The organism is Desulfobaculum sp., from assembly GCF_054921475.1.
Genome location: NZ_JBUDSW010000042.1, coordinates 1 through 17,551, shown reverse-complemented (window position 1 = coordinate 17,551; position 17,551 = coordinate 1). Strand labels below are relative to the sequence as shown.

The window sequence follows — 17,551 nt, the reverse complement described above, 5'->3', positions numbered from 1 at the left end:
TTCAGGGCGTTTTCGATGTCGCGCAGTGCGGTTTCGATGTCGCGGATACGGTCTGTGTCCTTGTGCTGCGCCTGAAGCGCGGTGTCCAGCGCGGTGGCGGCCTGCTGGACGTCCGTAGCCACGACGTTTTCGGCCATGCCGATGAGGGACTGCATGACCATACGCGCCTCACTGAACCGCTCCTGCTCCATGAGGGGCCTGAGGGTGGCGTCAATGCCGGAAAAGTCCTTCACGAGCCGGGCCAGAAGGGAGTGGTACAGCGTCCGGTCGCCTGCCGCGCGCCGCAGTCCTTCGCGCATGTCCACGCCGGGGATGCTGGTGGGCAGGGCGTCGCCGCCGTCCACGCGGCGGGGGAGCGCGCCGTTTTGCGGGGCGGGGGGAGTGTGCTTCGGACCGGGCGTTGTGGGTAAAATCCGCGACAGCGCAGCCACAAGGGAGTCCGCGGTGATGGGTTTCGTGAGCACGGCGTCAAAGTCGATATCCGGCGCGCGCTCATGCAGGACATTCTGCGGGAAGGCTGAGGCCATGATGATGGCCGTGTGTGGCGGTATGCCGGGATGGGTGCGGATGGCGCGTGTGGCGTCAAGGCCGTCCATGACGGGCATGGCCCAGTCCATGATGATGGCGTCAAAGGGCTGGCCCTCCTGCGCGGCCGTGGCCGCGGCGGTCACCGCCGCAGAGCCGTCCACGGCCTCATGGGCTTCAATGCTCAGGTGCGAGAGCATCTGCCGCAGAATTTCACGCGCGGTTGGGCTGTCGTCCACTACAAGGATGCGGTTTGGCGCGGTGTCGGGCAGGGGCGCATGCTGGCGCGTCCGGATTGGTGCGGTGTTGCGCGCCAAGGTGAGCGTCAGGGTGACGGTGGTCCCTTCCGCCGGGGCGGAGTCCAGCGTGATGGAGCCGTCCATGACGTCCACCAGCCGCGCGCAGAGCGCCAGACCAAGGCCAGTGCCGCCGTGTCTGCGGGTGGCGGTTTCATCGGCCTGCGAGAAGGGCACAAAGGCTTCGTCAATGCGCTGCTTGTCGATGCCGATGCCTGTGTCGGTAACGCTAAAGCGGAGGGTGACGGTCTCTCCTTCGTCCTGCTCCACCGCGATGGCAAAGACAACTTCGCCTTCCTCGGTGAATTTGATGGCGTTGTCCATGACCGCATCCAGAATCTGCGCCAGCTTGATGGGGTCGCCCACAAGGTCGAGGGGCAGGTCCGGCGGGATGTCAAAGACGAGGTCCAGTTCCTTGTCCTGCGCCTTGGGCGTTGATGTCGCACTCAGACCACGGATGATGTCGTCCAGTGCAAAGGGCACCGAATCGAGTTCCATGGCCTGACTCTCAAGGCGGGAAAAGTCCAGAATATCCTCCACCAGCCGCAACAGGTGCAGGGCAGAGGAGTGCATCTTTTCCAGATAGTCCTGCTGCTTGTCCGAGAGTTCGGTCTTTTGCAGCAGGTGCCCCATGCCGATTATGGCGTTGAGCGGGGTGCGTATCTCGTGGCTGATGTTGGCAAGAAAGTTTGCCTTGGCCTGTGCGGCCTGTTCGGCGGCGTCCTTGGCGATGAGCAGGGCGTCGGCGGTTATTTTGCGCTGGGCGATTTCGTCCTGCAGCTTTTCGTTGGCAAGGCTGAGTTCCTGCGTGCGGGCCTGCACGCGCTCCTCCAGTTCATTGCGCGAGCGCATGAGCGCTTTGTAGGCATTGTCCAGGCGGGTGGCCATGTTGTTGAAGGCCGAGGCAAGGGTGCCCAGTTCATCGCGCGAGGTGACGGCAACCGTGCGCGTAAAGTCTTGCGTTTGGGCGATTTCCGTCATTTGGCGGCTGATGGTGGCCAGCGGCTTGGTCACGGCGCGTCCAGCGGCGATGGCGAGAATCATGGCCAGAACAAGGCCGATGCCAAGGCCTGTGAATTCCAGCAGGATGACGGCCTGTGAGCGCTTGGACAGCGCCGTGCGCGAGGCCAAAGTGGCAAGGCGGGCCGCTGGGATGTCCTGATTCCGCAGGGCAGTGGCCAGCGCGTAGAAGGGGGTGCCCGCCGCCGAGGTCTCGACCATGGCGTCCGGGCTTGCCGTGCTGGGGAGCATGCCGTCCATGAGGATATAGGGCGCGTTGGAGGCGAGCAGGGTGCCGTTGGTGGCAAAGATGGCCGAGGCATTCCCCTGAAAGGATTTTTGCTCCGCAAGCCAATCGTCGGTGATGTGGCGGTGCAGCAGGATAGCCCCGAGGGTGGCCGTGTGCTCCTGCAACGTCTCTGGGTCCAGAACAGGGGCGGTGATGGGGGCGACAGCTTCAAGGACAAGCCCGCTGGGCTGGACCTTCCAGTCGACATGCATCCCCACGGGTATGGACAGGTGGTGGGGCAGGTCGCTGGTGGCGGGGACGGGCTTCCACCGTTCGCGGGTAAAGCGGATATAGGCCGAGGGATTCAGCGGTGCATAGTGCACTGGGCCTTCCTGTTGGGGCACCACAAGGCGCATGGAGTCCTGCGTGGCGTAGCCGCGCAGGCCATCCGGGGTGTAGAGGGCCACAAGGTCGTAGAGCTTGGCCCGCCCAACGGTTTGGAGCGACCGGACAATGCTCAGGTACAGGTCCAGCAGGACGTCGGTGTTGCTTTTGTCCAGTTCATAGGCCGAGCGGGCGCGGTAGATAAGGCTTCTGTCGCTGACTTGAAGCTGGAGGGTGCCCTGCATGTTTTGCCGCAGGGACTGCAGGCTTCTGTTGACGGTCTCCAGCTGAGTTTGCAGGTCCTTGCGCGTGGTTTTGCGGTCCTCCTTCAGCAGCACAAGGGTGGACATGCTCCCGCCAAAAAGCGCAACGGCAAGCGCTGGCAAAAATGCCAGAACGAGGAGCTTCATCCGAAGGGAGCGGCGAAGGGGTCTCACTGCGCTGTTCTCCGTCTAGCGGATGCCCTGCCGGGCAAGGTCCTGAACCGCTTGTACGTTGGTTTTGTCCACAATGCCGACACCGGTGTTGATGTCCGTTGGGGTCAGGGCGTAACGCGCCGCAAGGTTGAGCAGTGTTACGGCCATAAAGCTCTGCATGTAGGGCTGCTGGTCAATGGTGAACGCCACAACGCCTGCTTCTATGAGCTGTACTGTCTGTGGCGACAGGTCAAAGCTGGCAACGTACAGGTCGCGCCGCTCCTGCAGCAGGCCGACGAGGGCATGGGTCACCACCGGCCCAAGGCTGAACAGGGCCGAGACGTCCTTGTGGCGCTCCAGATAGTTGCGCATGGCGGAGACGGCCAGCGCCGGGTCGGCGGTCATGTCCACAACGTCCACATTGAGGCCCTTGGGCTCCAAGATGGAGCGCAGTCCGCGCCGGCGCGCCATGATGCTTGGTACGCCAAACTGCTGCGCGGCAACGCACACCCGCCCCGAGAGCTTGCCCGATGCCAGCGCCTGCCGCGCCGCCCGTTGCCCTGCGGTAAAGTCGTTCATGCCGATATAGGCGAGGAAGGGCGTTGATGCCCGGTCCACATCCGTGGGGATGGCGTTGAAGATGACAACGGGAATGCCGCGCTGTTTGGCCGCCTTGAGCGAGGGGGTAAAGGCCGTTGGGTGCGAGAGGGTGGTGGCAATGCCGTCAGGTTCGGCAAGGATGGCCTGCTCCAGCAGTTCGCGCTGGCGCATGATGTCGTTGGGAAATTCCGGGGCAAGAATGTGCAGGTCAACGCCGAGGCGCTGTGCGGCGTCGCGCGCGCCCTTGAACTCAATGCCCCAGAAGGGGTCGCCCGCACCGGCATGGCTGATGAGAAAGATTGTCGGCTCCTTGGCCTGCGCCGGGGCAAGGCTGAGGAGAACAAAGAGGCAGGTGGCAAGGGCCGCAAGGCCGCAGGAAACGCAGGCTGTTTTGGGCGCAGTGTGTGGCATGACCGTTATCCTTTGGTCGTGAGTTCGCTCCACCGGGCGAGCAGGTAGCGGCTTTCGTCCATGAGGGAGTTCCAGCAGGCGATGCTGCTCATCCTGTCAATGTAGGAGCCGCCGTCACGCCGCTCGCCGGGCTGGGCAATGACCAGTCCATGCGGACTGACGATGGGCTTGGTGGCGGGCTCTCCTTCCATCCAGTAGGCCCACTCGTGCGGCTGCATGGCCTTGTGCATGGTGGCGGGGACGGAGGGGTAGTAGCCTTGCCGCCCGAGGAAGGCCCCAACCCACCCCGAGAGGAACCAGTTCATAAACGCGTAGGCGGCGTCCAGCTTGGCGCCATTAAGGGCGCGGCTGAGTCCCAATCCGTAGCACCAGCCCCGGTGTCCCTCGGCCAGTGGGGGATAGGTACAGGCAATGCCGTGCTGGCGCACCTGCGTCACCGCCGGGGACCACATGGACTGGATGACCACATTGCCCGAGGCCATAAAGTCCACGCTTTCGCCAAAATCCTTCCAGAAGCCATAAAAGTGCCCGCGCCGCTTCAGTCGCAGCAGGTGGCGCATGGTGGCGTCAATTTCCGCGCGGGTCATGTTGGCTTTGTCTTGATAGGTGATGCGCCCTGCGGCTTCGAGGGCAAGGGCGGCGTCAAGGATGCCCACGCCCGGGCGGCTGACAAGGGCGGTGCGTCCGGCAAACTCTGGGCTGAGGAGTTCGCGCCACGAGGTAATGGGCCGCCCAACAAGGTCCGGGCGTACGCCAAGGGTGTCCGCGTTGTACATGGTGGGCACAAGGGCCATGTGGCTGGTGGGACCCGGGGCAAAGGCGTCAGGAGCGTTTGGGCGCAGGTACAGGTGCGTATAGGGCGCGCCGCCCTGGGTGGACAGCGTGGTGTCCCCGAGGCTGCCGTCCGTAAAGATGGTGGAGAGGCGGTCGAATTCGTTGATACGCTTTGTCTCGATGGGGGTCAGCATCTGCAGGCGGACAATGGTGTCGATATTGCCGAAGTCGAGGTCGACCACGTCAACGGACTTGGGCCGGGTGATGGCGCGCCGCATGTTGTCATGGATGGTATTGGCGCGCTCCATGCGGATGGTGATGCCAAGGTCCTTCTGCGCTTGTTCGGCAATTTCCCGGTATCCGCTGACGTTGGAGGCCAAATAGGTGAGTGAGATGTCTTTTTTGGCCCATACAAGGGGGCCGTCCAGAAGTATGGCACCAGCGGTGACGGCCGCCATGCGCAAAAAGCGCCGCCGCGTCATGTGGGCGCGGCAAACGGCCCGTGTCGCCGGGGCGAAGCGGCGCGCCGCAAGGCGGCGCCTGCTGGAGGTGCGGTCGTTGTTGTCCATGCAGCCTCCGGGAATGCCGTTTGGGAGTGACTGGAAGCGTCAACACACGTCAATGCCTGAGTATGCCACAGGCGCGCGGGGAAAGGAAATGTGTGGGGACATTTTCCGTCACCTTTGTTCGGGCCGTAAAATGGCCGAGGCGGGGCCTCGGTGTGGGGGGAGAGGAGGAGATATGAGGGGTGGTGGGGGTTGGGGGGACTCCTCCTCGGTGCGCCGCGGGCTGCCTAGTTGGCGTGGCCCATGGCGGAAAGCTTGTCCTGCAAATGCAGGAGCACGTTGGTACAGGCGGCAAGGTCGCGCTCGGGCAGGTCCTGAATGGCCTCGTCGCGGATGCCGATGGCGATTTCCTCAAACTCGTCAAGGAAGGCATGGGCTTTGGGCTCCAGTACCACGATTTTGACGCGGCGGTCCTGCTCGGACACATGGCGGCTGACCCAGCCGTCTTTTTCCAGCCGGTCCAGCAGGCGGACCAGCGTTGGCCCTTCAATGCCCATGGCCTCGGCCAGTTGCTTTTGCGACACCGCGCCAAGCTCGCTCAGGCACACCAAGGTGACCCAGCGCGCGCCGCTGATGCCAAAGGGTTTCATGCGCTCATCAAGGCGCATACGCCATTCGCGGGCAACGGCGGCGATAAGCACGCCAAGCTGGCGCGAGTTCGTCTTGAATATCTCCGTGACCTTTACGTCCAGATTGTCCAGTGAAGACATGATGTTCGTCCCTCCTGCCGCACGTGGCGGCGGCTGACCCTGACGGGCGGGAGGCGTGAGGGCCCCCCGCCCCGGGAATTATGCGTTCTCGGATGCTACCTTGCGGTTCTTGCGTGCGCCGCGCACCGTTTCGGTGAGCGAGGCCACGGTCTTGTAGAACGCAGGGATGAACAAGGTGGCGATGAAGGTCGCCGCCAGCATACCGCCGATGACGCCGGTGCCGATGGAGTGACGGCTGGCCGCGCCGGCGCCGTGGCTGATGGCCAGCGGCACAACGCCAAGGATGAAGGCCAGCGACGTCATGACGATGGGGCGGAAGCGAAGGCGCGCCGCCTCAATGGCCGCGTCGAAGATATTCAGGCCTTCGCGGTGCTTCATGGCCGCGAATTCGACGATGAGGATGGCGTTCTTGGACGCAAGGCCGATGAGTGTCACCAGAGCAATCTGGAAGTACACGTCGTTGGCCAGCCCACGTATCCAGTTTGCGGTGATGGCGCCAAACAGGGCGAAGGGCACCACCATGATGACCGCAAAGGGCAGGGACCAGCGTTCATACTGGGCCGCAAGGATGAGGAACACCATCAACAGGCCCAGCAGGAACACCTGCGAGGACGTGCCGCCCGTCGCTTTTTCCTGATAAGCGGAACCGGTCCACGCCAGGGTGTAGTCGCCGGGCAGAACCTTGGCCGCCACTTCTTCCATGGCCGCAAGGGCCTGACCGGAGCTGTAGCCCGGTGCAGGGCCGCCAACGATCTTGGCCGCCGGGAACACGTTGAAGCGTTCCACAATGTTCGGACCAACGGTCTGCTTGATGTGCACCAGCGCGGTGAGCGGGATCATCTCGCCGGTGGCGGAGCGGACGTAGACGTTGCGCAGGTCGTCGGGCGTACTGCGGTAGTCGGACTCCGACTGGATCTGCACACGGAAGGTGCGGCCCATCTTGTTGAAGTCGTTGACGTAGTACGCGCCAAAGGTGGCCTGCATGGTCTGGAACACGCGGTTGACGGGGACGCCAAGGGCCTTGGCCTTTTCGCGGTCGAGGTCGATGTGCAGCTGGGGCGCGTTGGCGCTGAATGTGGTGCTCAAATTGCCGATTTCAGGGCGCTTGGAAGCTTCGGCCACAAGGGTTTTGGTCTGCTCGGCCAGTGCGCGCATGCCAGCGCCGCCACGGCTCTGGACAAAGCCCTCAAAGCCGCCGGTGTTACTCATGCCGCTGATGGGCGGCGGGTTAAAGGCCAGAACCATGGCGTCGGTGATGCCGTAGCTCTTGCGGAAGACGTCCTTCACTGCGTCAAAGGAGGATTCTCCCTCGCCGCGCAGGTCCCAGTCCTTGAGGTTGATGAACATGGTGCCGGAGCTGGTCTTGGCGCTGCCGGAGAACAGGTCATACCCCGAAAGGTTGATGGTGTCCTGCGTGGTCGGGCTTTGGAGCAGCGTGGATTCCAGCGTGTCCATGACGTCGGTGGTGCGGGACAGGGACGCGCCGTCCGGCAGGATGGCGGTGGCGATGAACACGCCTTGGTCCTCGTCCGGCACAAGGCTGCCGGGCACGCGCTGGAACAGGCCCCACGTTACGGCGCACAGGCCCGCAAACAGCAGCACGCCAACCAGCGTGCGCTTGAGCAGGAACCGCACACCAGCGGTGTAGCGGCGGGTGACGCCGTCAAAGAAGGCGTTGAACCAGCGGAAGGGGGCCAGCGGCTGACTGTGGCCGGGCTTCAGCATCAGGGAGCACAGGGCCGGGGTCAGGGTCAGGGCCACAATGCCGGAGAGCACAACGGAGACCGCAATGGTAACCGCGAACTGCTTGTACATTTCGCCAGCAAGGCCGCCCATGAACGCAACAGGCACGAACACGGAGCACAGCACCAGCACAATGGCGATAACCGGACCGGTCACCTCTTCCATGGCTTTGACCGTGGCGTCATGGGGCGAAAGCCCGTCCGTTGACATGATGCGTTCCACGTTTTCAATAACGACGATGGCGTCGTCAACAACGATGCCGATGGCCAACACAAGGCCAAAGAGCGTGAGCGTGTTGATGGAAAAGCCCAGCAGATACATGCCCGCAAAGGTACCGACAATGGAGACCGGCACGGCAAGGCAGGGGATGATGGTCGCCCGCCAGTTCTGCAGGAACAGGTAAATGATCAGGAACACGAGAAGCATGGCCTCGAACAGCGTGTGCACCACCTCGTTGATGGAGATGCGCACGAACTCCGTGGTGTTGTACGGCACGGCGTAGTCAATGCCATCGGGGAAGCGGTTGGACAACTCGGCCATGCGCGCGTTGACGCGGTCTGCCGTTTTGAGGGCGTTGGCGCCCGGGGCAAGGTACACGCCAAGGGCGATGCACGGGTTGCCGTTATGCTTACTCTCGATGCTGTAGCTGTAGGCGCCAAGCTCCAGACGAGCCACATCCTTGAGCCGCAGCAGCGTGCCGTCGGGGTTGGCGCGCAGGATGATGTTGCCAAACTGTTCGGGCGTGACCATACGGCCCTGCGTCGTGACGGTGTAGGTCAGCTGGACAGGGTCGCTCAGCGGCTCCATGCCGATGGTACCGGCCGCAAACTGGGAGTTCTGCTCCTTGATGGCGCCCGCGATGTCGTCCGGCGTCAGCTTCAGCTGCGCCAGCTTGTCCGGCTGTAGCCACACACGCATGGAGTAGTCATGGTCGCCAAAGATGATGGCGTCACCCACACCGGGAACGCGGCGCAGGTCGTCCAGGACATTGACGAGGGCGTAGTTGCCCATGAACACGGTGTCGTAGCGGCCGTCGGACTCCAGGTTGATAACCTGCAGCATACTGGGCGAGCGCTTGCTCACCGTGACGCCCTGCTGGCGCACCTCCGTGGGCAGGCTCGACAAGGCGGACTGCACACGGTTGTTGACGTTAATGGTTGCCTGGTCCGGGTCCGTGCCAATGGCAAAGGTCACGGCGATGGACAGCGCGCCGCTACTGGAGCTGGACGAGCGCATGTAGAGCATGTCGTCAACGCCGTTGATTTCCTGCTCCAAGGGCGCGGCAACGGTCTGGGCGATAACTTCGGCGCTGGCGCCGGGGTACGCCGTGGTGACGTTGACCTCGGGCGGGATCAAGTCCGGGTACTGCTCCACGGCCAGCGTCTCAATCGCCAGAGCGCCCGCCAGCGTAATGAGCAGCGAGATAACCGTGGCGAAGATGGGACGGTTGATGAAAAAGCGAGATATCACAGCTAGCCCTCCGCACCCGCGTTGGCGGGTTTGGTTCCGGCCACGTTCACGGGCGTACCGGGACGGACCTTCACCACGCCTTCGGAGACGATGCGCTCGCCGTCCTTCAGGCCGGATTCAACAACAAAGGCCTCGCCAACGGAATCGCCAAGGGTCACCGGGCGCGGGGAGGCGGTGCCGTTTTCGTCCAGCGTGTAGACGATGGGACCGTTCTGCGTGAACAGCACGGCGCGCTGAGGCACCATCAGGCAATTTTCGAGCATGGCGCCATCAAGGAGCACACGCACGAACTGGCCGGGAAGCACCATGCCCTCGGTGTTGGAGAATTCCGCGCGGGAACGGATGGAACCCGTCATGGGGTCCACCTGCTTGTCCGAGAAGTTGATGTGGCCCTTCGTGTCGTAAATGGTGCCGTCGCTCAGGCGAATGCGTACGCTGTAGCCAGCCTCGGGCAGATGCAGCTTTCCCTCCTCGGCCAGCTTGCGGTAGTGCAGGGCTTCGGTGCCGGGGATGGAGAAGTTCACGTAGATGGGGTCCAGCTGCGTAATGGTCGTCAGCAGGCTGCCGGAGGCGTCCGTGCTGATGAGGCTGCCCTCGGAGCGCGTCTCCTTGCTGGTGATGCCGGAGATAGGCGCGCGAACGTCAGTGTAGCCGAGGTTGATAGCGGCCTCGCGCACGCGGGCGCTGGCGGCTTCCACGTCCGCCTTGGCGGAATCGTAAGTGGTCAGGGCGTTGTCACGCTCCTGCGTACTCACGGCGCCTTCCTTGAAGAGTTCAAGGATGCGGTCACGGTCAAGGATGGCCTTTTGCAGGGTGGCCTTGCATTTTGCCAGCTGACCGTTGGCCTGTCCGAGTTCTGCGCGGAAGGGTTCCGGGTCGATGGTGAACATCAGGTCACCCTCGTTGATGGGGCTGCCTTCCACGTAAGCGCGCTTGAGCAGGATGCCGCCGACACGGGCGCGGACCTGAACCTCGCGCGAGCCAGCGGTCTGGCCGACGTATTCAAGGGTCAGGGGCACGTCGGTGCGCGACACGGTCTGCGCCTTCACCATCGGCGGAGGCGGGGTAGCGCTTTTGGAGGCTTCGCTCTCGGTGCAACCCGTGGCCAGTGCGGCCGACAGGAGCAAGCAGGCGAACAGTATCAGGTGTTTAGCGTTCTGCATGAAAAACACTCCGTTGCTTCATGTATGGTTCGTGACAAGGAAAAATTGATTAGCAAGCTATTTAATAGGAGGCATAGATATAGGGGCGCACTCATCGGTTGTCAACCCGCGTGAAATAAGGCTTTTGCCCCAAAAATGGAGGGGGAACCGGTTCGGTGCGAGTGAGTTTCCTTGGAGGCAAGAAAATGAAAAGGCCGCCCCCGGAAGAGGGCGGCCAAGTTTCCTGCGGCGGGTGCAATATTATTTTTTGGTGACGAATCGGTCGTCAGACCGCAGGGACTCGCTGAGGGCGGCTTTGTCGTCCAGCCAGCCGCAGCGGGTGGCGTCCGGGGCGTCAAAACGGGGGACGTAGGGCTTAACGTCCAGAAGGGGCGTGCCGCTGAGGACGTCCACCCCGCAGATGTCGAGCCGGTTCCCCGCCCGGCCCAGAAGCTCAACCACGGAAAAGCCGATGGGATTTGGGCGGCGCGGCGCCCGCGTGGCAAAGAGACCGCGCTCGGTGTCGTCCATGAAGGGGGTAACCTTCAGGGAAAAGCCGTTGGACTGATGAAAGGCGTACAGCAAAATAATGTGCGAAAACCCTTCAATGTCCTGCAAGCCCGCCGCGTACTTGGGATCAATATCAATATACCCAATGGCATCCCGCGCCCCGGTGGGCTGAATGGGCATGTCGCTCAGCGACTTATGCGGCGAATGGATGGTGCCGATGGAAGTGAATTCAAATGTGGTCATGAAGCATGCGTCCTGATGGCTGGAGTCGAAAGAATCAAATCGTTCCCACTGCCTTAAGACATAGGCATGACAGGGCGCCGAGGCAAGGGGTTAGGCGTCTGCATGGGCTTTGCCCACAAAAAAAGCCCTCCGGATTGCTCCGGAGGGCTGTGCTGTCCTGGCGTCCCCAAGGGGATTTGAACCCCTGTCGCCTGCGTGAAAGGCAGGTGTCCTGGGCCAGGCTAGACGATGGGGACAAGCAGTTGGCTGGCGGACAAGGACTTGAACCTTGATTACTGGGACCAGAATCCAGCGTCCTACCACTTAGACGATCCGCCAACGCGAGAAAAAGCATCTACGGAGAATTTTCGCCGTTGTCAAACGAAAAAATGCGGAGAGGGGTATTTTGTTGTGTGAAGGACGGGGTAGGGGCGCCGGGGCGGGGAAGAGCGTGTGTTTTTGGCGGCAGCGTCGGGTTTTCTGAAGAAACCGCGCCGAGGCTTGCGCAAGTGTTTGGAACACAGGGGAAAAGTGTTGTGGAAGCCATGTGGAGTGGCGCGAGGGGGCTCTTTCTCCACCTCATGTTCGCAGGGAGTGTTTCCCAGGGGTATGGCGTGGGCTACGCCTGCGCGTGGTGCTTTTGCCAAGCCTCGCGGGTGATGCGGTACAGGACAAACGGTTGCAGGGGATGATTCGCCGGGACGGCGGGGTGGATGAAGTCGCCATGGGCGTCGCGCGTCATGCCGAGGCGGCGCATAACGGCCAGCGACGGGGCGTTGGTGTGGGCGGTGAAGGCAACGATGCTTTCCAGGCCAAGATGCGTGAAGCCAAAGTCCAGCGCGGCGCGGGCGGCTTCCGTGGCGTAGCCGTTTCCCCAGTGCTCCCGGCCAAGGCGCCAGCCCACCTCGACACAGGGCGTGAAGGGGAGGTCCACTTGAGGCGCGTTCAGCCCCACGAAGCCGAGAAAGGCGCCTGAGTCGCGATGCTCCACCGCCCAGAATCCCCAACCGTTGTCCGCAATGCGCTGCGCCAGATGCTGCGCTGTTTCGTCGCTTTCCTCCCGCGAGAGCAGGGCCGGGAAATAGCGCATGACCTCGGGGTCGGCCCCAAGGGCGGCAAAGGGCGCGCGGTCGGCCTCGCGCCATTGGCGGAGGATAAGGCGCGGCGTGGTGAGTGTGACGGGTGTGGTCTGCGGGGCGTCGTGACGGGGCATGGCATCTCCTGTGGGGGATTTCCCGTTTCATTAGCACGGCCTGTACTGGGAGGCGAGAGGGCGAGCGTGGCGCCTGCACAACGAAAAAGCCCTCCGGATTGCTCCGGAGGGCTGTGTTTCCTGGCGTCCCCAAGGGGATTTGAACCCCTGTCGCCTGCGTGAAAGGCAGGTGTCCTGGGCCAGGCTAGACGATGGGGACAAGCAGTTGGCTGGCGGACAAGGACTTGAACCTTGATTACTGGGACCAGAATCCAGCGTCCTACCACTTAGACGATCCGCCAGCGCGGAAACAGCGATTTACGGTTTTCGCCCGGGGGTGTCAACCCTTAAATCGCGCTTTTTGAAATTTCGTTAGGCGGAGTGCGCCAGACGACGGGTGTACTTCTTGAGCTTGTTGATCTTCTTACGGATGATCTCACGCTCTTTGCTGCCCTTCGTGGTCAGCTTCTTGGCGCGCAGCTCGTTCAGCTCTTTTTTGATGCGGGCGATCTGACCCTGGTAGGGGTTGCCCTTGTTCTCGTCGTCGTCAGCGATGCCGAGCACCTCTTTGATGGCGGCGAGGAGAGTGTCTTTGTCCATGCCGGATGCACCGGTGATCTGCGGGATCTCGGCGATGGCGAGTTCGCGCAGTTCCTTGATGGTCATCTTCTCAAGCGGCTTTTTCAGCTCGATGTTGATTTCTTCGCTCATCTCGTTTTCTCCTCCTTGGGAAAGTCTGTATTCGTCGTCCGGGGCTGACGGGTACCGTTTTGCCCTCGTTCGTTGAAAAGCTTCACATAGGCGGCGTAGCACCTTGCCACGGCAGAGTTCGCGTCGAACGCGTCGGCCTGAGAGCCGAGATTCTGTGGGCGACTAGGCTCGAAGCGAACCGCCGAAGTGGTTCTTTTCTTAATCAGGTCCAGTGAAACGCGGTCTCTTATCAACTCTGGGAGAACTTTGTCAAAGCTTTTTGTACCAAGAAAGGCATTCACCTGTTCCAGAATGTATGGCGCATAAAACGTGAGGTCCTGCATGACCATGGAATCTTCCACGCCAATGAGCAGGATGCGTTTTCTATGGCCTATGGGACGGGCAATCTCGGCGATGTGTTCGTCCACAATCTCCGGCCAGTGCCGCCACAGTCGGCGCAGTGTGCGTTGCATGCCATCTGGGTCGTGCTTTTTTAGAAATGCACGCAAGACGGTTTCCATTCTTTGCATAGGGAAGTGCTCTCCTCTCAGTGCAAATGAGCATATCCGTGCGCGATTCGCAACCCATGGGCGCGCATTGGTCAAAATCGGCCCTGCCGCCCTCTTTGCGCTGGCGGTCGCGCCTTGGTATGGTGGGGGCCGCCAGGGTGAAATCCGCTTCGGCCCGGATATTGCTACTTTGCCGGTGGAACCTATTTTGATGTCGCAAGGTTGACGCTACGCTGAAGAGGAAACACCGTGCCCAAACGTTTTTCATTTCGGCTGCAACGGGTGCTGGAGTACCGCGAGCAGCTTGAAACGCGAGCCAGAATGGAGCTTGCCGTCGCCACGCGGGCGCATCAGGAGCAGTCCGCACTGGTGGAGGGCCTGCGCGAGCGTCTGGCCGGGCACGAAGCCTCGCTGGATGGTCGCCGCAATCTTTCCGAAGGCGACCTGTGGCTGTGGCGGATGTATAAAAGTCGTCTGGAGCAGGACATCTCCATTGCCGAGCAGGAGTTGTTTCAGCGCGCCAAGCGCCTGAACGCCTGCAGGCAGGAGGCCGTGAAAACGGCAAAAGAGAAAAAGACCCTCGAACGGTTGCGCGCGTCGCAGGAGACGGCGTTCAACCGCGAGGAGAATGCGCGAGAGCAGAGGGAAGCCGATGAGATGGCCACGCTTCGTTACGAAAATGGGACTCTCTAAGATCGTTAAGGGCCTGATGACGCTGGCCCTTCTGAAATTGTGCCTGCTGACCTTTATTGGGTGGCAGGCTGTGGTCGATGGCCCCGTGAGTACGGTGCGCCAGACCCAACAGGTGGCCCAGCGCGCCCCGCAGCCTGCGCCTCAGCAGGCGGTGCGCAAGGTGGTGGAGCCCGCAACGGCCCACGCGCAGGACGCCCCCGCCGCGGCGCAGAGTGAGGCCCAGCCCACCGAGCCGCCCCTCGGCCGCGACGCCCTCATGCAGAAGCAGGAGGAGCTGGACCGGCGCGAGCGCGACCTCAATGCGCTGGAAGACAAAATTGCCCGCGATATGGCCGAGCTGAAAAAGACCCGCCAGCAGATTGAACGGATGCTCGAAGACGCCAAGGCCATCAAGAACAAGCGCGACAAGCACCTTGTGGAGGTCTTCTCCAACATGAAGGCCAAGCAGGCCGCGCAGGTTCTGGAGACCATGGACGAGCGGCAGGCCGTCAAGATTCTGTCGGGCATGCGCGGACGTCAGGCCGGCGAAATCCTCACCTACGTCAACGCCAAGAAGGCGGCGCGTCTGGCCGAAAAGCTGACCCGCTTGCAGATTCCCTTCGAGTAGTCCGTGCCCAGACTGCGACTGGATATCGCCTACGAGGGCACGGCCTATTGCGGCTGGCAGATTCAGGCTGGCCGCGCCGACCAACCAACCATTCAGGGACTGGTGGAATCCGTTATGACCCGCGTATGCGGGTGCCCCGTCCGGGCCTTTGGGTCCGGACGGACGGACTCCGGCGTTCATGCGCTGGGGCAGGTGGCGCACATGGACATTCCGGCGGACAAGGCCGGAGTGGACTGGATGCGCGCCTGCAACGCCCTGTTGCCGGACGACGTGGCCGTGACGGCCGCCGCCCTTGTGCCGGACGACTTCCACGCCCGTTATTCCGCCACGTCCAAGACCTATGCCTATAGTTTATGGCTGAATGGCCGATATGTTTTACCGCAAAGGCGGCGCTACGTCTGGAAGACGGGACCGCTGGACATGGCGGCCATGGACGAGGCGGCCAAGCGGCTTGCCGGCGAGCATGACTTTGCCTCGTTCCAAAACACGGGGACGCCCGTGAAGAGCACTGTGCGCACCGTGACGGGCATAACCCGCAGCGCCGGAGCATTCGCTGATGAAGTGGTGTGGCGCTTTTCCGCCGACGGCTTTTTGAAGCAGATGGTGCGCAACCTGATGGGCCTGATGGTGGAAGTGGGGCGTGGACGCTTTGCCCCGCAGGACGTGGACCGCGTCCTTGCTGCGGCGGACCGGAGCGCTGTGCGCTACGTGACCGCGCCGCCACAGGGCCTGTGCATGGAGCACGTCGACTACGCCGGGGCGGACGCCTAGCCCGCCCCGTTTCTCTCCGCCCGCCTTTGCGTGTTCTCGCACCCCTTGTGTTGGGCGGGCATATGGTCAGCATTGATTATCAGGGACGCATCAGCGCAGGTGATACGCTGCGCGGCACCGCTGCCGAGGGCAAGGCCTTTGCCTCGCCCCTTGAGCGGCTGGCCCTTGATTCGCGCGTGGCGTGGCGCTTTGAGAATGCCCAGCGCCGCCAGCGCTACGGCAGGCTGGTCACCGGCACAGTGGAGCGCCTTGGCTCCAAGGTGGCGGCCTTTGAAGATGCCCTTGCCCGTTTTGCGTGGCCAGAAGACACCGCCTTTACCCGCTCCCGCCTTGTGACTCCTTCCAACGCTTCGGACGAGTTGTCCGGACGCCTTGCCGCCCGCGTGCGCCCTCAGAATGAGGTGACGCGCTACTACAAATACTTTTCCAGTGGCCACATGCCGTGGACGTCCACAGACCTTGCCGGTGGCGAGTACCGCTTTTCCGTGACCCAAGGGGGCGAAACGGAAAATGTGGACATCGCGCTGGATGACGACGCCACGTGGGGCGATATGGTGGAGCAGGTGGCGGCGGGCATCAATGCGCTGTCCCTGCCCGTGCAGGCGGAGGTTGTCCGCCAGAACGCCCCGAATCAGTATGTTGACGGCCTTGTCGCCGTTGGCTCCGCCCTTGCCATTACCGTCAATCCCGCCGTCAGCGCGCAGGATGTCTCCCTTGCCGATGAGGACGGGCACCTGCTTGCCGAGTTGAATCTGAAAGCAACCACCACGCCCGCCTTTGCCGCCGAAACCGTGCCCTACCGCGTCCGTGTGGACTCCACAGCGCATGCGTCCAGCGTGCGCTCCGATGTGTTGGACCCCGGGGCCGCCTCGCCCTTTGCCGCAGGGGAGCATCAGGTGCGCTTTTCCATAAATGGCGTGACTGAGGAGGTGCTTGTCCCCCTTGAGGCGGATATGACCATGGGCGAGGTGCTGCGCGCGCTTGCCGGGGCGCTCAATTCCTCATCGGGGCGCCTGCGGGCGGAGATTCGTGACGGACAGCGTCCGTCCGGGCTGGACACGCAGCCGCTCATGGCGGAGGGCGAGTACTTGGAGGTGACCCTTGTCAGCCCCAAGCGCGGGGAGCGCATGTACCTGCGCGACTTTGGCGGCCCCGTTGTGGACGACGTGCTGGACTTTTTTGACCCGACGGCGGCCTTGCCCGCCGCGCCCGTCAATGGCGAGCGGTATATCGCTTCGGCCACGGCCAATGGCTGGGTGGAGAACCGCATCTATGAATATGACGAGCTCAGCGCCACGTGGGACGAGACCACGCCCACGGACGACAATACTGTGTACAGCGAGGAGGACGACGCGTGGTATTTCTACGATGGGTCGTCATGGACCACCACGGTGGGCGGAACGCTCCTTGAGACCCTTGGCATGAACGCCACGGCAACGCCGGGCATGGATGCGCGGGTGGTGGTGGACGGCGACGAAGTGGTGTCCGAGTCCGGGCAGGTGGCAGTGGATAAGGGGCGCGTGGTGTTTGAGGCGCAGTCGTCGTATGGCGAGGCCATTCCCCTGCGCGTGGTGGAGGCCTACGGGGAGGTGGAGGACCGCCTTGCCGATGTGGTGACGGCTTATAATGACCTGCGGGCGTTCGTCCTGCCGCATCAGGAAGTCTTTGAGGACGGCTTTGCCGACCGTTGGCGTGCGGCCATTACCTCGCGCGAGGGGGAGCTTGCGGGGTACGGAATCCGTGAGTTTACGGCGGAAAAACTGCTGGTGGTGGACCGCGAGGCGTTTATGGAAGGTGTCATGCGCGACCCGGACGCGGCGCGCAGCACCTTTGCGGGGCTGAGCGGATTGGTGGCGGACTGGCAAAAGGCGTCGCTCTCGGCGCGCACGCCGGACCTATATGAGCGCCTGCTTCCCAAGTCGGCCCTTGAGGATCCGGGGCCGCCCATTGCCGAGGAATTCGACCTCACCAAGCGCAAGACCCTGCAACAGGTCATTACGTCGCTGGCGACCACAGCTATGCCCGAAGGCAATCCGCTGCTGGAGACCACGGACGTGCTGCGCAATATTGTCACCATCAAGCGCACAGCGCT

General features: G+C 62.7%; 14 protein-coding genes and 4 tRNA genes. 4 read left to right on the top strand and 14 right to left on the bottom strand.

The genetic code is table 11. The annotated features are described in order from the left end of the window. From ACY69P_RS04415 to ACY69P_RS04350, 14 genes are all read right to left on the bottom strand, one after another. Positions 1 to 2,870, bottom strand: a 2,870-nt coding sequence (locus ACY69P_RS04415; protein ID WP_462326684.1) for an ATP-binding protein, incomplete at its 3' end; no start/stop codon positions are given. A 15-nt stretch (positions 2,871 to 2,885) separates the two neighbouring features. Further along, a complete protein-coding gene (locus tag ACY69P_RS04410; RefSeq protein WP_462326683.1) occupies positions 2,886 to 3,860 on the bottom strand; it encodes a substrate-binding domain-containing protein in 975 nt (324 codons plus the stop codon). A 5-nt stretch (positions 3,861 to 3,865) separates the two neighbouring features. Continuing rightward, entirely contained in the window at positions 3,866 to 5,203 is a 1,338-nt protein-coding gene (locus ACY69P_RS04405) for an ABC transporter substrate-binding protein (protein WP_462326682.1), read from the bottom strand. Positions 5,204 to 5,427: 224 nt separating this feature from the next. Continuing rightward, positions 5,428 to 5,910: a MarR family winged helix-turn-helix transcriptional regulator gene (locus ACY69P_RS04400; RefSeq protein WP_404843954.1), complete on the bottom strand. Its 483-nt coding sequence runs from the start codon at positions 5,908 to 5,910 to the stop codon at positions 5,428 to 5,430. A 78-nt stretch (positions 5,911 to 5,988) separates the two neighbouring features. Further along, a complete protein-coding gene (locus ACY69P_RS04395) occupies positions 5,989 to 9,123 on the bottom strand; it encodes an efflux RND transporter permease subunit (protein WP_462326681.1) in 3,135 nt (1,044 codons plus the stop codon). Positions 9,124 to 9,125: 2 nt separating this feature from the next. Then, positions 9,126 to 10,286, bottom strand: a complete 1,161-nt coding sequence (locus ACY69P_RS04390) for an efflux RND transporter periplasmic adaptor subunit (RefSeq protein ID WP_462326680.1) — start codon at positions 10,284 to 10,286, stop codon at positions 9,126 to 9,128. Positions 10,287 to 10,526: 240 nt separating this feature from the next. Continuing rightward, on the bottom strand, positions 10,527 to 11,018 hold the full coding sequence (tsaA, locus tag ACY69P_RS04385) for a tRNA (N6-threonylcarbamoyladenosine(37)-N6)-methyltransferase TrmO (RefSeq protein WP_404843951.1): 492 nt from the start codon (positions 11,016 to 11,018) through the stop codon (positions 10,527 to 10,529). 158 nt (positions 11,019 to 11,176) lie between these two features. Beyond that, a tRNA-Glu gene (locus ACY69P_RS04380) sits at positions 11,177 to 11,254 on the bottom strand. 7 nt (positions 11,255 to 11,261) lie between these two features. Beyond that, positions 11,262 to 11,336, bottom strand: a tRNA-Gln gene (locus ACY69P_RS04375). Positions 11,337 to 11,616: 280 nt separating this feature from the next. Then, the gene (locus ACY69P_RS04370; RefSeq protein ID WP_462326679.1) at positions 11,617 to 12,210 is read right to left on the bottom strand and encodes a GNAT family N-acetyltransferase; all 594 of its coding nucleotides are present in this window, start codon (positions 12,208 to 12,210) and stop codon (positions 11,617 to 11,619) included. A gap of 121 nt (positions 12,211 to 12,331) precedes the next feature. After that, positions 12,332 to 12,409: transfer RNA gene (locus tag ACY69P_RS04365), tRNA-Glu, on the bottom strand. A 7-nt stretch (positions 12,410 to 12,416) separates the two neighbouring features. Then, positions 12,417 to 12,491 (bottom strand) — tRNA-Gln (locus ACY69P_RS04360). A gap of 70 nt (positions 12,492 to 12,561) precedes the next feature. Next, positions 12,562 to 12,900: a hypothetical protein gene (locus ACY69P_RS04355; protein WP_459900307.1), complete on the bottom strand. Its 339-nt coding sequence runs from the start codon at positions 12,898 to 12,900 to the stop codon at positions 12,562 to 12,564. Continuing rightward, on the bottom strand, positions 12,897 to 13,409 hold the full coding sequence (locus ACY69P_RS04350; RefSeq protein WP_404843945.1) for a DciA family protein: 513 nt from the start codon (positions 13,407 to 13,409) through the stop codon (positions 12,897 to 12,899). The genes ACY69P_RS04355 and ACY69P_RS04350 overlap by 4 nt, the downstream gene beginning before the upstream one ends. A gap of 228 nt (positions 13,410 to 13,637) precedes the next feature. Here ACY69P_RS04350 and fliJ point away from each other — a divergent pair, with 228 nt between their 5' ends. The 4 genes from fliJ to ACY69P_RS04330 all read left to right on the top strand — a co-directional run. Beyond that, positions 13,638 to 14,081: a flagellar export protein FliJ gene (gene fliJ, locus ACY69P_RS04345; protein WP_459900308.1), complete on the top strand. Its 444-nt coding sequence runs from the start codon at positions 13,638 to 13,640 to the stop codon at positions 14,079 to 14,081. Next, on the top strand, positions 14,068 to 14,688 hold the full coding sequence (locus tag ACY69P_RS04340) for a MotE family protein (protein ID WP_404843943.1): 621 nt from the start codon (positions 14,068 to 14,070) through the stop codon (positions 14,686 to 14,688). The genes fliJ and ACY69P_RS04340 overlap by 14 nt, the downstream gene beginning before the upstream one ends. A 3-nt stretch (positions 14,689 to 14,691) precedes the next feature. Continuing rightward, on the top strand, positions 14,692 to 15,459 hold the full coding sequence (gene truA / locus ACY69P_RS04335) for a tRNA pseudouridine(38-40) synthase TruA (RefSeq protein ID WP_462326678.1): 768 nt from the start codon (positions 14,692 to 14,694) through the stop codon (positions 15,457 to 15,459). 62 nt (positions 15,460 to 15,521) lie between these two features. After that, on the top strand, positions 15,522 to 17,551 hold a 2,030-nt coding region (locus ACY69P_RS04330; RefSeq protein WP_462326677.1), incomplete at its 3' end, for a hypothetical protein.

Bases quoted from the DNA above. Each gene is read 5' to 3' on its own strand.
- ACY69P_RS04370 (WP_462326679.1), bottom strand. From the start codon at position 12,210: ATGCCCCGTCACGACGCCCCGCAGACCACACCCGTCACACTCACCACG.
- tsaA (WP_404843951.1), bottom strand. From the start codon at position 11,018: ATGACCACATTTGAATTCACTTCCATCGGCACCATCCATTCGCCGCAT.
- ACY69P_RS04390 (WP_462326680.1), bottom strand. From the start codon at position 10,286: ATGCAGAACGCTAAACACCTGATACTGTTCGCCTGCTTGCTCCTGTCG.
- ACY69P_RS04350 (WP_404843945.1), bottom strand. From the start codon at position 13,409: ATGCAAAGAATGGAAACCGTCTTGCGTGCATTTCTAAAAAAGCACGAC.
- ACY69P_RS04340 (WP_404843943.1), top strand. From the start codon at position 14,068: ATGGGACTCTCTAAGATCGTTAAGGGCCTGATGACGCTGGCCCTTCTG.
- ACY69P_RS04400 (WP_404843954.1), bottom strand. From the start codon at position 5,910: ATGTCTTCACTGGACAATCTGGACGTAAAGGTCACGGAGATATTCAAG.
- ACY69P_RS04355 (WP_459900307.1), bottom strand. From the start codon at position 12,900: ATGAGCGAAGAAATCAACATCGAGCTGAAAAAGCCGCTTGAGAAGATG.
- ACY69P_RS04410 (WP_462326683.1), bottom strand. From the start codon at position 3,860: ATGCCACACACTGCGCCCAAAACAGCCTGCGTTTCCTGCGGCCTTGCG.
- ACY69P_RS04405 (WP_462326682.1), bottom strand. From the start codon at position 5,203: ATGGACAACAACGACCGCACCTCCAGCAGGCGCCGCCTTGCGGCGCGC.